The following is a 14636-nucleotide window of genomic DNA, read 5'->3' on the forward strand; positions in this document are numbered from 1 at the left end:
ACGTAAGGGCGAGGTTTTTCTTCAGAAAACCGAGCGACAATGTTATTTGTCACCACCCCCAACGTGTAAACGCCTTGCTCATACTTTCTATCAGACAATCTGTTGTGGACACTTCGCCGGAGTGTATCTTCAGGTAAGGAGGTGATCCAACCGCAGGTTCCCCTACGGTTACCTTGTTACGACTTCACCCCAGTCATGAATCACAAAGTGGTAAACGCCCTCCCGAAGGTTAAGCTATCTACTTCTTTTGCAACCCACTCCCATGGTGTGACGGGCGGTGTGTACAAGGCCCGGGAACGTATTCACCGTAGCATTCTGATCTACGATTACTAGCGATTCCGACTTCACGGAGTCGAGTTGCAGACTCCGATCCGGACTACGACGCACTTTATGAGGTCCGCTTGCTCTCGCGAGGTCGCTTCTCTTTGTATGCGCCATTGTAGCACGTGTGTAGCCCTACTCGTAAGGGCCATGATGACTTGACGTCATCCCCACCTTCCTCCGGTTTATCACCGGCAGTCTCCTTTGAGTTCCCGACCGAATCGCTGGCAACAAAGGATAGGGGTTGCGCTCGTTGCGGGACTTAACCCAACATTTCACAACACGAGCTGACGACAGCCATGCAGCACCTGTCTCAGAGTTCCCGAAGGCACCAGGGCATCTCTGCCAAGTTCTCTGGATGTCAAGAGTAGGTAAGGTTCTTCGCGTTGCATCGAATTAAACCACATGCTCCACCGCTTGTGCGGGCCCCCGTCAATTCATTTGAGTTTTAACCTTGCGGCCGTACTCCCCAGGCGGTCGACTTAACGCGTTAGCTCCGGAAGCCACGCCTCAAGGGCACAACCTCCAAGTCGACATCGTTTACGGCGTGGACTACCAGGGTATCTAATCCTGTTTGCTCCCCACGCTTTCGCACCTGAGCGTCAGTCTTTGTCCAGGGGGCCGCCTTCGCCACCGGTATTCCTCCAGATCTCTACGCATTTCACCGCTACACCTGGAATTCTACCCCCCTCTACAAGACTCTAGTCTGCCAGTTTCGAATGCAGTTCCCGGGTTGAGCCCGGGGATTTCACATCCGACTTGACAGACCGCCTGCGTGCGCTTTACGCCCAGTAATTCCGATTAACGCTTGCACCCTCCGTATTACCGCGGCTGCTGGCACGGAGTTAGCCGGTGCTTCTTCTGCGAGTAACGTCAATCACTGCGGTTATTAACCGCAATGCCTTCCTCCTCGCTGAAAGTACTTTACAACCCGAAGGCCTTCTTCATACACGCGGCATGGCTGCATCAGGCTTGCGCCCATTGTGCAATATTCCCCACTGCTGCCTCCCGTAGGAGTCTGGACCGTGTCTCAGTTCCAGTGTGGCTGGTCATCCTCTCAGACCAGCTAGGGATCGTCGCCCAGGTAGGCCGTTACCCTACCTGCTAGCTAATCCCATCTGGGCACATCCGATGGTGTGAGGCCCGAAGGTCCCCCACTTTGGTCTTGCGACATTATGCGGTATTAGCTACCGTTTCCAGTAGTTATCCCCCTCCATCAGGCAGTTTCCCAGACATTACTCACCCGTCCGCCACTCGCCACCCGAGAGCAAGCTCTCTGTGCTGCCGTTCGACTTGCATGTGTTAGGCCTGCCGCCAGCGTTCAATCTGAGCCATGATCAAACTCTTCAATTTAAAGTTTGATTTGCTTAAACTTATTTAAGCGATGCTCAAGTGTAAAACACTCATAATGAATTTCATTATGTGTTCACTCTTAAGACTTGATATTTTTTACGTCCGGAGACGTTTGATATCAATCCTGCGAGTGCCCACACAGATTGTCTGATAAATTGTTAAAGAGCGTTGCAACTCAACCGCTTAGGTTGTCGCTGCGAGGTGGCGTATATTACGCTTTTCACCTCAGGAGTCAACCACTATTTCGTGATTTTTTCTCCGGACCGAATCGCTTCAGTCCCTGTCACGCCTTGGCGTATCGCGCTTTGCCGTGTCAGTGGGAGCGCATTATAGGGAGATTAATTTTTCCCGCAAGGGTTTATTTTAAAATAATTTCTGAATGACGTTTTTTTATGCATTTCAGTACTAAACTGCGAGTATTTTAAGCGAAGGGAAGCCGTAACGCTGTAAAACGGGCAATAAACGTTCAGTATCAGCGTTCAGTTCAGTACAAAACGCCACATCAGGTAAAAAAGAACACGAAGGCGCAGATTCATGTTGCAACAACCAAACAGTCCTTCTGGCAATCGCGGCCCCGGAATCAATCAGCCTTGTTCCTTCGGGTAATACAGCCTGCAATTCTTCTTTTAACAAAGGAAAATGAGTACAACCCAGTACCACTGTGTCAGGCGGCTCAGGTAAGCTCAGCCACGGACGAACAATCTGCTGTATTTCATTTAACGGAACAAATTCACCATGTAGTTTTTGTTCTGCCAGTAATACCAGCTCAGCAGAACCCAGCATTTCTATCTGACACTCTTTGGCGAACTGCTTCACTAACTGGTGGGTGTAACTACGTTTCACCGTTCCACGGGTCGCTAGCAGACCGACGATCCCGTTTCGGGTAAGCCGGGCAGCGGGCTTGATGGCAGGAACAACACCCACGACCGGAAATTCAAACGCCGCCCTGAGTGCAGGTAAAGAGACGGTGCTGGCAGTATTACAGGCAATGACGGCAATGGAAACGGTGTAATCATGCACTACTGCAGCAGTAATCGCCGTCAGTCGTTCGATAATATATTGTTCGGTTTTCTCCCCGTATGGGAAACCTACGTTATCAAACACATATATATAATGAGCATCGGGCAGTAACTGCCTGATTTCATCATAGACTGACAAGCCACCGACACCTGAATCAAACACCAGAACTGTCGGCCGGTCCCCGGTTACACCAGCGGTAGCGGGCATTAACTCATCCTGAACAACTATAGCCATACACTGTCTCATCGTTATCAATTAACGGAGGGGTTATTCTATCACGATCCCGGCAGCCAAAACCGAACAGCCTGACGGGAACCGGAGAATCTTCACAACTATTCCCTGGACCTCCGGGGCTGGACATCAGCGACGGAATCCCTACAATCGCCGCCTGAAACTCAATAACCAGGATTAATTATGACCCCGGAACATCTTCCCGTTGAACACTATGACGACCAGCTGGCGGAAAAAGTTAATCGCTTAACCTCTATGATGGTGCCCTTTAATGCACCTCAGGCAGATGTTTTTCGCTCACCTGTCAGCCATTACCGTATGCGTGCCGAATTCCGCATCTGGCATCAGGGAGATGATTTGTACCATATCATTTTTGATCAACAGACCCGCCAGAGAATCCGGGTAGACAGTTTTCCGGCAGCCAGTGAGCTTATCAATACGATGATGCCACGGATGATCGCGGCCTTACGAAACAACCAGCTGTTACGCCATAAACTGTTTCAAATAGATTATCTTTCTACCTGTAGTCAGCAAATTATTATTTCTCTGCTTTACCACCGGAAATTAGATGATGCATGGCAGGCAGAAATGGCTCAGTTGCGCGACAGCTTTCGGGCCGAAGGGTTTAACGTACAGTTTATTGGCCGTGCGACTAAAACCAAAATTTGCCTGGATCACGATTATGTCGATGAAGTACTGACTGTCGGTGGTAAAGAAATGATCTATCGCCAGGTCGAGAATAGTTTTACCCAACCGAATGCGGCAATTAATGTGCTAATGCTGGAATGGGCATTGGCAGCGACCGAAGGATCTCAGGGAGATCTGCTGGAGCTCTACTGTGGTAATGGCAACTTCTCATTAGCACTGGCCCGCAATTTTCGTCGTGTACTGGCCACTGAAATCGCGAAACCCTCTGTAGAGTCGGCACAATATAATATTGCCGCTAATCAGACAGATAATGTGCAGATAATCAGAATGTCTGCTGAAGAGTTTACCCAGGCAATGCAGGGGGTGCGTCAGTTCAACCGCCTGGAAGGAATTGATTTAAGCAGTTATGAATGCGAAACCATTTTTGTCGATCCACCCCGCAGCGGGCTGGATTCTCAGACGCTGAAAATGGTCAGCGATTATCCGGTGATCATGTATATCTCGTGTAACCCGGAAACGCTGTGCGACAATTTACACACCCTGTCAGCGACTCACCAGATTGAACGGCTGGCCCTTTTCGATCAGTTCCCCTACACCCATCATATGGAATGTGGGGTACTGCTGCGTCGGAAAGCTTAACTACACCATCGCCCCGCGGCCGGGGCGATAAGCGCTTCAACGTTTCCGACGAAAACGGCTCAGAATCCAGAACACCAGACAGACCATTAACAATGTAGGTACAAAGTTAGAGCCAATCTGCGGATATTGCGCGCGGATCACTGCACTGTACATCAGAATACCCAACAGAAAAAAACCACCAGACAATGAAGGCATGCCTTCCGGCATACTCCTGTTCAGATAACGTTGATGGAGGTACCACACCGCCAGTGCCAGCGCAATGATCGGAAAAAATGAAAACGGGACATAGTGATTAAATAGAGCCGTGAAAGTGCCATTAATCGAAAGGCCGGTGATAAAAGCCAGAATCAATGTCCCTTTATCACGGGGATTTTGCTCAGTCATGTGGTTACCTGTGTTGATTACTGTTCTGATTTGTCTGTGGCTAGCGCCAGCCTCTCCTGCTCGCGGCGATACCAGTAATAAGCACCTTTCGAAATCATTCTTAACTGCAGAACCAGTCGGTCTTCCAGTTTCCGGCGCTGCTCTGCATCCACGTCCAGCGCTTCTGCGCCGGCACTGAATACAATAGTGACCATCGCTTCTGCCTGCGCTTCAGTAAAACTGCGGGGCATATGATTTTCTAATTCAAGGTAGTCAGCAAGTTCGGCGATAAAGTGCTGGATCTCGCGGGCAACAGCGGCACGAAAAGCGGCAGAGGTACCGGAACGTTCACGAAGCAACAATCGAAAAGCATTCGGGTTGTTACCTATGAATTCCATAAAGGTTGAGACCGAGGTTTTAATAATGCTGCCGCCTTTGGCGATACGCTGTCGTGCCTGGCGCATCAGTTGACGAAGCATCAATCCGCTCTCATCGACCATAGTCAGGCCGAGTTCATCAACATCTTTAAAATGCCGGTAAAAAGAGGTCGGAGCGATCCCTGCCTCGCGGGCAACTTCACGCAAGCTTAAGCTGGCAAAGCTACGTTCTGCACTCAACTGGCTGAACGCTGCTTCAATAAGAGTACGCCTTGTACGTTCTTTTTGCTGTGCTCTGACGCCCATCGTTTCTGCCTGTTTACACTTTATAGTCGCACTATATCAAAAATATCAGCGTACAGTGGGGCAAACTTTGTGAACGCCTGTTACCCTGTGTATCGGACATAGAAACAAGAAATAACACGATTAGCGTTAAGCTGCCCTGGTAAAAATGTTATATTTACGTTGTTAGAATGTTTAAAAAATAGGACGTACCGGTATGCAAAAGTCTTACGATTACGATGCCATTGTGATTGGCTCCGGACCCGGTGGTGAAGGTGCTGCTATGGGACTGGTCAAACAGGGAGCCCATATTGCCGTTATTGAGCGTTATCATAATATCGGCGGCGGTTGTACCCACTGGGGAACTATTCCGTCAAAAGCTTTGCGGCATGCTGTTAGCAGGATAATCGAATTTAATCAGAACCCGTTGTATAGCGATCATTCCCGCCTGCTACGCTCTTCATTTTCAGATATTTTGAAACACACAGAAAATGTCATTCAACAGCAGACAAATATGCGCCAGGGGTTTTATGAACGAAACCACTGCGAGATTTATCAGGGCGATGCTCATTTCGTCGATGCCAACACCATTGAAATAGTCTTGCACGACGGAAGCCGTGAAAGGCTCACTGCTGAGAAGTTTGTGATTGCCTGCGGTTCACGTCCTTACCATCCCGATACCGTTGACTTTAGCCACCCACGCATTTACGACTCCGACTCTATTCTCGATTTACACCATGAACCTTCACACGTCATTATTTATGGCGCAGGGGTGATTGGCTGTGAATATGCTTCGATTTTCCGTGGGTTAGGGGTAAAAGTTGATCTTATCAACACCCGTGACCGCCTGCTGGCATTCCTTGATCAGGAAATGTCAGATTCACTTTCTTATCATTTCTGGAACAGTGGCGTGGTTATCCGTCATAACGAAGAATTTGAAAAAGTGGAAGGGAATGATGATGGTGTCATTGTCCATCTGAAATCGGGCAAGAAAATGAAAGCCGACTGCCTGCTCTACGCCAACGGACGTACCGGTAACACAGATTCACTGTCGCTGGAAAACGCCGGACTGGAAGCTGACAGCCGCGGGCTGGTCAAAGTCAACAGCATGTACCAGACCGCACAGCCACATATTTATGCGGTCGGTGATGTGATAGGTTACCCTAGCCTGGCTTCTGCTGCTTATGATCAGGGAAGAATTGCTGCTCAGGCGCTGATCAAGGGGGAGGCAACCGCTCATCTGGTTGAAGATATTCCGACCGGTATTTACACCATTCCGGAAATCAGTTCCGTTGGTAAAACAGAACAGCAACTCACCGCAATGAAAGTTCCCTACGAAGTGGGACGGGCACAGTTCAAACATTTGGCGCGGGCACAGATTGTCGGCATGAATGTGGGTAGCCTGAAGATACTGTTCCATCGTGAAACCAAAGAGATCCTCGGTATCCATTGCTTTGGTGAACGTGCAGCCGAAATTATTCACATCGGCCAGGCAATTATGGAACAGAAGAACGGTGGTAATACCCTTGAGTACTTTGTAAATACCACCTTTAACTACCCGACAATGGCTGAAGCTTATCGGGTTGCGGCGTTAAACGGTCTTAACCGCTTATTTTGAGATCTGACCTGACGCAAACATATGTGCGCTAATCGTCTCTGCCAACTGCTCATAGCGGCTGCGCAGAGGCGAACCAGGACGATAAATCAGTGCAATGGTACGCTGTGGTACCGGCTTATCACAGGTGATATAGCAAACACCGTCTCTTTCACGCTCGTTAGGTACCGCCAGTGAAGGCATCAGCGTAATCCCACTGCCTGCTGCCACCATATTACGCAGCGTTTCCAGACTGGTTGCCCTGAAATGGGTATCTTCATCTGCTCCCGCAGAAAAACAGAAGCCCAGAGCCTGATCCCGCAAACAATGTCCGTCCTGTAGCATCAGCAGTTTTTCACCCGCTAAGTCAGACATCGGGACACGTTCACGATTATGCCAGGGGTGGCCGGAATAGACCGCCAGTTTCATTGGCTCATCAAATAACGGAACTTCGATAAAGGCTTCGGTTTCTTTTACCAGTGCCATGATTGCACAATCAAGTTGCCCGCTGTCCAACTGAGCAAGCAACTGCTGAGTCTGTGCTTCATGCAAATACATCTCCAGCTTCGGGAATGTCTGATGCAACATTGGAATAATTTGCGGCAGCAAATAAGGACTGATGGTAGGAATTAAACCAATATGCAGCGGCCCGGACATGGTTTCACCTTGCTGGCTGGCCATCTCCTTCAGCACTTTCACTTCGCGCAGAACGGTACGAGCCTGATCCACCAGCAATAAGCCAGCCTGAGTGAACAATACCTTACGGCTGGTTCGCTCCAGTAACATCACTCCCAGTTCATCTTCCAGTTTGCGGATTTGGCCGCTGAGAGTTGGCTGACTTACGTGACAGGCATCAGCTGCCCGTCGGAAATGGCGATGTTCTGCCAGTGACACCAGGTACTCAAGGTCGCGAATGTTCATTAAATTCCTTCAGTCTGTGATAGCTCATGGCGATAGATAGCATAGCAATCAACGATTAGCCCTATCAAGATGCGATAGCGATAATAGCCACAATAAATCACAAATACCGTTAAACGCGCAGAAAAGCGCAGGACAGGAGCGATTATGTCAGACAACTACGAAGGCCGTTTAGTACCCGAAGTGACATTCCATACCCGCCAGGGTGATAAGTGGGTGGATGTGACCACTGCCGACCTGTTTAAAGATAAAACAGTTATCGTATTTTCACTGCCAGGCGCATTTACGCCAACCTGTTCATCCAGCCACCTGCCACGTTACAACGAGTTATATAGCGTATTCTCACAGCACGGGGTGGATGATATTTTATGTATCTCCGTAAACGATACTTTTGTAATGAATGCGTGGAAAGCCGATCAGCATGCGGAAAATATCACCTTTATTCCGGACGGTAATGGGGACTTTACCCGTGGTATGAATATGCTGGTCGAAAAAGAAGATCTCGGCTTTGGCGCACGTTCATGGCGTTACTCCATGCTGGTGCGTAACGGCGTGGTAGAAAAAATGTTTGTCGAACCTAACAAACCGGGTGACCCGTTTGAAGTCTCTGATGCCGATACCATGCTGCAATATCTGGCTCCGGACGTGAAACTGCAGGAATCCGTATCACTGTTTACTAAACCAGGCTGTCAGTTCTGTGCTAAGGCAAAACAGATGCTGCAGGAACGCGGTATTCAGTATGAAGAGATCATTCTGGGTCAGGACGCTACGACCGTGAGCCTGAGAGCAGTGACCGGCAGAGCGACCGTACCACAAGTCTTTATCGGTGGGCGACATATTGGTGGCAGTGATGACCTGGAACAGTACTTTCTGAGAGGCTGAGTCGCCATCACTCTGTAACTGAGAATAAAATAGCGGACTCAGGTCCGCTGTTTTACTTTAGGGATCAGGCAAGGCGTTGTTTCGCTTCACCGATGGCCAAAGCGACCTGAGACGGAGCCACACCACCGCGAGCATTACGCTTATCCAGGCAGGATTGTAAAGACAGTACCGGATAAACATCGTCTCCGATGACCGGGCTGAACCCCCGTAACTCATCCAGAGACAGCGCTTCAAGTGCCACACCTTTACTGATAGCCGCAACAACGGCCTCACCCACAATATGGTGAGCTTCGCGGAAAGGTACTCCTTTCGCCACCAGATAGTCGGCCAGTTCGGTTGAGTTGGCGTAACCCTGTTCAGCGGCCTCCTGGCAGCGCGGACGTTTGACCTGAATACCATCCAGTACCAGACCAGCCATATGCAGGCAGTCCAGCCAGGTATCCAGTGCATCGAACAGCCCTTCTTTATCTTCCTGCATGTCCTTGTTGTATGCCAGAGGCAAACCTTTAAGGGTCATCATCATGCCGGTGAGTGCCCCCTGGACACGGCCACATTTACCGCGAATCAGTTCCAGCGCATCCGGGTTCTTCTTCTGTGGCATCAGGGAAGATCCTGAGGTGACCTTGTCAGACAGTTCAACAAATCCGGCTTCCCCGGAATTAAAGAAAATCAGGTCTTCAGCGAAGCGGGACAGGTGAACCATTCCGATAGAAGCGTCAGACAACAGCTCCAGCACATGGTCACGGTCAGAGACTGAATCCAGGCTGTTGCGGGTCGCAGATGCAAATCCAAGCCAGCCCGCCAGTTGTTCACGATCAATCTCATAAGCGGTACCGGCCAAAGCTCCACAACCCAGCGGGCTGACATCCAGGCGTTTCAGAGCATCCTGCAGGCGGCTTTCATCGCGGGCCAGCATCTCGGTATATGCCAGACACCAATGAGCAAAAGTCACCGGCTGTGCCCGTTGCAGGTGAGTATAACCTGGCATCACGGCATCCTGGTTCGCCGAGGCGGTCGCGACCAGTTCCTGCTGGAGCTGGCGAACTGCGTTCAGAAGCTCACTGATTGTCGCTTTACACCAGAGTTTCAGATCAGTGGCTACCTGGTCATTACGGCTACGACCGGTATGCAGTTTTTTGCCCAGCGCACCGACTTTATCAATCAGTTTACCTTCGACCCAGCTGTGAATATCTTCCGCATCACTTTGCAAAATCTGTTCTGGGTTGACCTGTACTTCACTCAGCAGTTCGTGGAGTGCCTGCTCCAGTTGCTGCTGCTCTTCCTGACTCAGCACACCCACCGTGACCAGCGCTTTTGACCAGGCAACAGAACCGGTAATATCCTGTTCTGCCAGCCGGTAATCGAAACGCAGTGAATCATTAAATTGTTTAAAACGCTGGTCTGCTGCCTGCGTAAAGCGTCCACCCCACAGTGCCATTATGATGCTTCCTCTACTGGGTTATTCTAAAAACAGGGCGGCCTTAGCGCCGCCCTGATTCGGGTCTCTTTCTGTTACCGGAACTTATTTGTGATCTTTCAGCGCACGGATACGTGAAGAGAGTGAATACAACCGGATAAAACCACCCGCATGACTATGGTCATACACGTCATCTTCACCAAAAGTCGCAAACTCTTCAGAGTACAGGCTGTTGACAGATTTTTTACGGATGGCCGTCACCTGCCCTTTGTACAACTGCAGAACCACTTCACCGTTAACAATTTCTGCCAGTGACTCTGCAGAAGCCTGCAGTGATTTACGGATTGGGGTGAACCAGCGTCCGTCATACACTACATAGGACATTTCCAGGCCCAGTTGCTCACGCCATTTGAAACTGTCACGGTCCAGTACCAGCTGCTCTACAGCACGCAGGGCATTAACCATGATGGTGCCCCCCGGAGTTTCATAGCAACCACGGGATTTCATACCCACCAGCCGGTTTTCGACGATATCGATACGGCCAACGCCATGTTTGGCACCCAGGGTGTTCAGTTTATTCAGGCATTCAAACGGACTGAGTGCTTCGCCGTTTACTGCAACTACCCGGCCCTTCTCAACAGTAACAGAGACTTCTTCTGGCTGATCAGGGGCTTCCAGAGGATCAACCGTCCAGACCCAGCAATCTTTGTTCGGTGCATTCCACGGGCTTTCCAGTACTCCACCTTCGGTAGAGATATGCCATGCATTCTCATCACGGCTATAAATTTTTTCAAGCGTCGCGGTGGTCGGGATATTACGCTCTTTCAGGTAAGCCAGCAGAGCTTCACGGGAACGCAGGTCCCATTCACGCCATGGCGCAACCACTTTCAGCTGCGGAGCCAATGCGGCATAGGTGCTTTCAAAACGTACCTGGTCATTGCCCTTACCTGTCGCTCCGTGGCACAGCGCATCAGCGCCTACTTTCAGTGCCAACTCAACCTGAGCTTTTGCAATAATTGGACGCGCCATTGAGGTGCCCAGCAGGTAGGTACCTTCGTACAATGCCCCGGTCTGTAGTACCGGATAAACATATTCACTAATGAATTCTTCGCGAAGATCAACAATGTGACACTCAGAAGCGCCGGATTGCAGAGCCTTACTTTCCACCCCTACCAGATCTTCAGGGTCCTGGCCCACGTTGGCGACAAAGGCAACAACTTCACAACCATAGTTCTCTTTCAGCCATGGAATAATCGCGGAGGTATCAAGCCCACCGGAGTACGCCAGAACGAGTTTTTTTTATGCCTTGAGTTTGCATCGTATAATCCTTGAATCAGTCTTTGTCGTTAAGCCAGAATCCGGGTGCCAATTGACACGCCGTTAAATAAATCAGGAAGCTGCTCGGCATGCCGCCAGCTGGCGATATCGACCGGGCGCCCCAGTGTTTTTGCTGCGTCGAGAGCAGCATGAACTTTAACGATCATGCCGTCGGTTATGATGCCCTGAGCGATCAGAGCTTCCGCTTTTTCGGTGGTCATTTCTGCAATACGCTGCCCTTTACCATCCAGAATACCGCTGACATCTGACAACAGTACCAGGGAGGCACCCAGCGTCGCGGCCAGGGCAGTCGCTGCCTGATCGGCATTCACATTCATCAGCAAACCATCATCGGTAATCCCGATAGAGCTGACGACCGGTAAATGCCCCGCGTCCAGTAACGTATTCACCAGCGCCGGGTTACCGGGTGTGGCCTGCCCGACATGCCCCAGTTCTTCATCGAACTGTGCAACATTGACAATACCACCATCGCCCAGTGAAAGCCCGACAGCATTGATGCCATATTTTTTTGCCCAGGCCAACAAGGTTTTGTTGGCGGTCCCTGCCAGTGCTCCGGTGATAATATCTATCTGATCTGCCGGAGTCACACGTAAACCATTTTTCTTACTGACCGGCAAAGCCAGTTTCTTCATCAGTTCATCGACCAGGCAGCCACCGCCATGGACAATCAGCAGAGGGCGCTGGTGACTGTTGCGATACGCCAGTAGGGCATCAAACAGCCGGCCAAGGGCTTCTTCGCTATCCAGCAAAACACCGCCCAGTTTAATGATCAATGGATTTGTCATGGTTACACCCAAACTTAAATCAGAGAAAGTGTTTCAGGGTACCCGAAACGTATATTCATACACTGCACGGCCTGAGAAGAAGCTCCTTTTAACAGGTTATCTTCTGCGCTGACCACAATCACATGTTCGCCCTGCACAGCAAAACCAATATCACAGAATGGCAGACCGACGACAGATTTCAACGCAGGGACACCACTGTCATACACTCTGACCAGTGGTTTATCGTCATAGGCATCATGGAATGCTTTTGCCACATCTTCTGCACTAACACCCGGCTTTAACCGACCGGTAATAGTCGCCAGAATTCCGCGCGGGAAATTCCCCAGGTGTGGAGTAAAAATAACCTGAGTGCCTAAATGAGCAGCAATTTCCGGCTGATGACGATGCGTAAACAAGCCGTAAGGTTGCAGGCTGACTTCACAAAAACTGGTGGTCAGAGAAGCTTTACGTCCGGCACCGCTGACGCCACTGGTGGCATTAATCACCGGCCACTGTTCGGTATTCAGCAATCCTGCTTCCAGTAATGGCCGCAGTGCTAACTGAGAAGCTGTCGGATAACAACCTGGAACGGCAATCAGATTTGCCTCACGCAGGCTGTCACTCTGCCACTCTGCCAGGCCGTAAACCGCTTTTTCCAGCAGTTCCGGATGCTGATGAGTGAATCCGTAATAACGGGTATAAAAACTGGCATCTTTTACCCGCCATGCACCAGACAGGTCAAAAACCACACAGCCTTGCGCTAAGAACTGTGGTGCCAGATCATGACTCACTTCATGTGCCGTAGCCAGAAACACCACGTCGACACCTTTGGCCAGCTCAACAACATCGGTCAGCGGCTGCAACCGCAGATCCACGACTCCTTTCAGCTGCGGATGCAAATCAGATAACAATTTTCCGGCATCCGGGCTTTGCGCAGAGACCGCAACTCCGGTTATGTTTATGTGCGGATGGCGATTCAGGTAAGTGACCAGTTCAACACCAGCGTAACCACTGGCGCCCACAATCAGCGTATTCAACATCAGGCTGTGTACCTTTTACGTAAAGTCTATATTTCAGAAGGGGTACTTGCCGCCTTCCGGATTGCCTTCGTGAGCGAAAACAGTTCACATACTTAAGGCCATAATGTATTTTTATTCATAATAAGTGCATGAATATTGATACATCCTAACCCAAGGACCGTCAACAGTGAAGACAAAATTACCGCCATTTATCGAGCTTTATCGTCAGCTCATCGCCACCCCATCTATCAGTACCACAGAAAGCGCCTTAGATCAGAGTAATGAGGCTCTAATCAATCTGCTGGCTGGCTGGTTTCGCGACCTGGGTTTCCAGACAGAAGTCCAGCCAGTGCCTGATACACGTAATAAGTTTAATTTGCTGGCCCGTGCAGGTAGCGGTACAGGCGGGTTAATGCTGGCCGGCCACACTGACACGGTGCCGTTCGATGAAGGACGCTGGTCACAGGATCCTTTTACCCTGACAGAACGCGACAATAAGCTCTATGGTCTGGGCACTGCAGATATGAAAGGTTTCTTTGCTTTTATTCTCGACACACTGCGTGACATCGATATTACTCAGCTGAAAAAACCGTTGTATATCCTGGCAACTGCCGACGAAGAAACAACCATGGCTGGTGCCAGCTATTTCTCACGCACCACCCATTTGCGTCCCGACTGCGCCATTATAGGCGAGCCGACATCGCTGAAGCCGGTACGCGCCCATAAAGGCCACCTGTCTAAAGCGATCCGAATTCAGGGACAATCCGGCCATTCCAGCGATCCGGGTCGGGGAGTAAATGCCATCGAACTGATGCATGAGGCGATCACGCATCTGACCGGCCTGCGCAATACTCTGAAAGAAAAATATCACCATGACGGATTCGTTATCCCCTACCCAACGATGAACTTTGGGGCGATCAACGGTGGCGACTCCCCTAACCGTATTTGTGCCTGTTGTGAATTACATATGGACCTTCGGCCTCTGCCGGGGCTGGAACTGAATGATTTGCACGAACTGTTACTGGAAAGTCTGGCACCGGTTAGTGAGCGCTGGCCAGGGCGACTGACACTCAGTGATCTTCACCCGCCAATCCCGGGCTATGAATGCCCACGTCATCACGGTCTGGTTCAGGTTATTGAAAAACTACTGGGTTGTGAGACAGAAATTGTAAACTACTGCACTGAAGCGCCATTTATCCAGCAACTCTGCCCGACACTGGTGCTCGGCCCTGGCTCTATAGAGCAGGCCCACCAACCGGACGAGTACCTTGATACTGCCTTTATTCAGCCTACCCGCCAGCTGATTGACCGTGTTGTTCACCATTTTTGTCTGTAATGCTCACGCCGGGTTGTTTTGATTAAATACCCGGCTATTTTTCTTTTTAATAAGAATAACTTATCAAAGAGCGACAATATCAAATTTTATTAAATTCAATGGGTTATGTCATGCCTGATGACTATCAAGTCATT

The 14636-nt window shown here is 50.1% G+C and carries 11 protein-coding genes, 1 rRNA gene and 1 pseudogene; 4 read left to right on the forward strand and 9 right to left on the reverse strand.

All coding sequences use genetic code 11. The features are described 5' to 3' along the window. Positions 1 to 134 precede the first annotated feature (134 nt). Both HA49_RS17900 and murI read right to left on the reverse strand, forming a co-directional pair. Positions 135 to 1674 (reverse strand): 16S ribosomal RNA (locus HA49_RS17900). A 405-nt stretch (positions 1675 to 2079) separates the two neighbouring features. After that, positions 2080 to 2928 carry a glutamate racemase gene (murI, locus tag HA49_RS17905; RefSeq protein WP_038015861.1) on the reverse strand — a complete coding sequence of 283 codons (849 nt, stop codon included), beginning with the start codon at positions 2926 to 2928 and terminating at the stop codon, positions 2080 to 2082. Positions 2929 to 3108: 180 nt separating this feature from the next. On the opposite strand from murI, the gene trmA reads away from it, so the two are divergent. After that, positions 3109 to 4212 (forward strand): tRNA (uridine(54)-C5)-methyltransferase TrmA, encoded by a 1104-nt coding sequence (gene trmA, locus HA49_RS17910; protein ID WP_038015866.1) that lies wholly within the window; start codon positions 3109 to 3111, stop codon positions 4210 to 4212. A gap of 36 nt (positions 4213 to 4248) precedes the next feature. On the opposite strand, the gene HA49_RS17915 is transcribed toward trmA, so the two are convergent. Together HA49_RS17915 and fabR are read right to left on the reverse strand one after the other, a co-directional pair. After that, the gene (locus HA49_RS17915) at positions 4249 to 4596 is read right to left on the reverse strand and encodes a YijD family membrane protein (RefSeq protein ID WP_038015869.1); all 348 of its coding nucleotides are present in this window, start codon (positions 4594 to 4596) and stop codon (positions 4249 to 4251) included. A gap of 17 nt (positions 4597 to 4613) precedes the next feature. Next, a complete protein-coding gene (fabR, locus tag HA49_RS17920) occupies positions 4614 to 5258 on the reverse strand; it encodes an HTH-type transcriptional repressor FabR (RefSeq protein WP_038015871.1) in 645 nt (214 codons plus the stop codon). A 193-nt stretch (positions 5259 to 5451) separates the two neighbouring features. On the opposite strand from fabR, the gene sthA reads away from it, so the two are divergent. Continuing rightward, positions 5452 to 6852, forward strand: a complete 1401-nt coding sequence (gene sthA / locus HA49_RS17925; protein WP_038015874.1) for a Si-specific NAD(P)(+) transhydrogenase — start codon at positions 5452 to 5454, stop codon at positions 6850 to 6852. On the opposite strand, the gene oxyR is transcribed toward sthA, so the two are convergent. Further along, positions 6844 to 7749 (reverse strand): DNA-binding transcriptional regulator OxyR, encoded by a 906-nt coding sequence (oxyR, locus tag HA49_RS17930; protein WP_038015877.1) that lies wholly within the window; start codon positions 7747 to 7749, stop codon positions 6844 to 6846. The genes sthA and oxyR overlap by 9 nt on opposite strands. Before the next feature lie 144 nt (positions 7750 to 7893). Between oxyR and HA49_RS17935 the strand changes: the two genes are divergently transcribed. Then, a complete protein-coding gene (locus tag HA49_RS17935) occupies positions 7894 to 8628 on the forward strand; it encodes a redoxin family protein (RefSeq protein WP_038015879.1) in 735 nt (244 codons plus the stop codon). A gap of 64 nt (positions 8629 to 8692) precedes the next feature. Here the strand turns inward: HA49_RS17935 and argH are convergent, their stop codons facing one another. The 4 genes and pseudogenes from argH to argC all read right to left on the reverse strand — a co-directional run bounded on the left by argH (position 8693) and on the right by argC (position 13187). Continuing rightward, positions 8693 to 10066, reverse strand: coding sequence for an argininosuccinate lyase (gene argH, locus HA49_RS17940; RefSeq protein ID WP_038015882.1), 1374 nt, complete (start codon positions 10064 to 10066; stop codon positions 8693 to 8695). An 84-nt stretch (positions 10067 to 10150) separates the two neighbouring features. Beyond that, positions 10151 to 11363 (reverse strand): annotated as a pseudogene (locus HA49_RS17945) (argininosuccinate synthase). 28 nt (positions 11364 to 11391) lie between these two features. Then, a complete protein-coding gene (argB, locus tag HA49_RS17950; RefSeq protein ID WP_038015888.1) occupies positions 11392 to 12168 on the reverse strand; it encodes an acetylglutamate kinase in 777 nt (258 codons plus the stop codon). A 14-nt stretch (positions 12169 to 12182) separates the two neighbouring features. After that, complete coding sequence (argC, locus tag HA49_RS17955; RefSeq protein WP_038015891.1) at positions 12183 to 13187, reverse strand: N-acetyl-gamma-glutamyl-phosphate reductase; 1005 nt, start codon at positions 13185 to 13187, stop codon at positions 12183 to 12185. Between the two features lie 166 nt (positions 13188 to 13353). Here argC and argE point away from each other — a divergent pair, with 166 nt between their 5' ends. Then, positions 13354 to 14502: an acetylornithine deacetylase gene (gene argE / locus HA49_RS17960; RefSeq protein WP_038015894.1), complete on the forward strand. Its 1149-nt coding sequence runs from the start codon at positions 13354 to 13356 to the stop codon at positions 14500 to 14502. Positions 14503 to 14636 lie beyond the last annotated feature (134 nt).

The organism is Tatumella morbirosei, from assembly GCF_000757425.2.
Classification (GTDB): Bacteria; Pseudomonadota; Gammaproteobacteria; order Enterobacterales; family Enterobacteriaceae; genus Tatumella; species Tatumella morbirosei.

Bases quoted from the DNA above. Each gene is read 5' to 3' on its own strand.
- murI (WP_038015861.1), bottom strand. From the start codon at position 2,928: ATGGCTATAGTTGTTCAGGATGAGTTAATGCCCGCTACCGCTGGTGTA.
- trmA (WP_038015866.1), top strand. From the start codon at position 3,109: ATGACCCCGGAACATCTTCCCGTTGAACACTATGACGACCAGCTGGCG.
- HA49_RS17915 (WP_038015869.1), bottom strand. From the start codon at position 4,596: ATGACTGAGCAAAATCCCCGTGATAAAGGGACATTGATTCTGGCTTTT.
- fabR (WP_038015871.1), bottom strand. From the start codon at position 5,258: ATGGGCGTCAGAGCACAGCAAAAAGAACGTACAAGGCGTACTCTTATT.
- sthA (WP_038015874.1), top strand. From the start codon at position 5,452: ATGCAAAAGTCTTACGATTACGATGCCATTGTGATTGGCTCCGGACCC.
- oxyR (WP_038015877.1), bottom strand. From the start codon at position 7,749: ATGAACATTCGCGACCTTGAGTACCTGGTGTCACTGGCAGAACATCGC.
- HA49_RS17935 (WP_038015879.1), top strand. From the start codon at position 7,894: ATGTCAGACAACTACGAAGGCCGTTTAGTACCCGAAGTGACATTCCAT.
- argH (WP_038015882.1), bottom strand. From the start codon at position 10,066: ATGGCACTGTGGGGTGGACGCTTTACGCAGGCAGCAGACCAGCGTTTT.
- argB (WP_038015888.1), bottom strand. From the start codon at position 12,168: ATGACAAATCCATTGATCATTAAACTGGGCGGTGTTTTGCTGGATAGC.
- argC (WP_038015891.1), bottom strand. From the start codon at position 13,187: ATGTTGAATACGCTGATTGTGGGCGCCAGTGGTTACGCTGGTGTTGAA.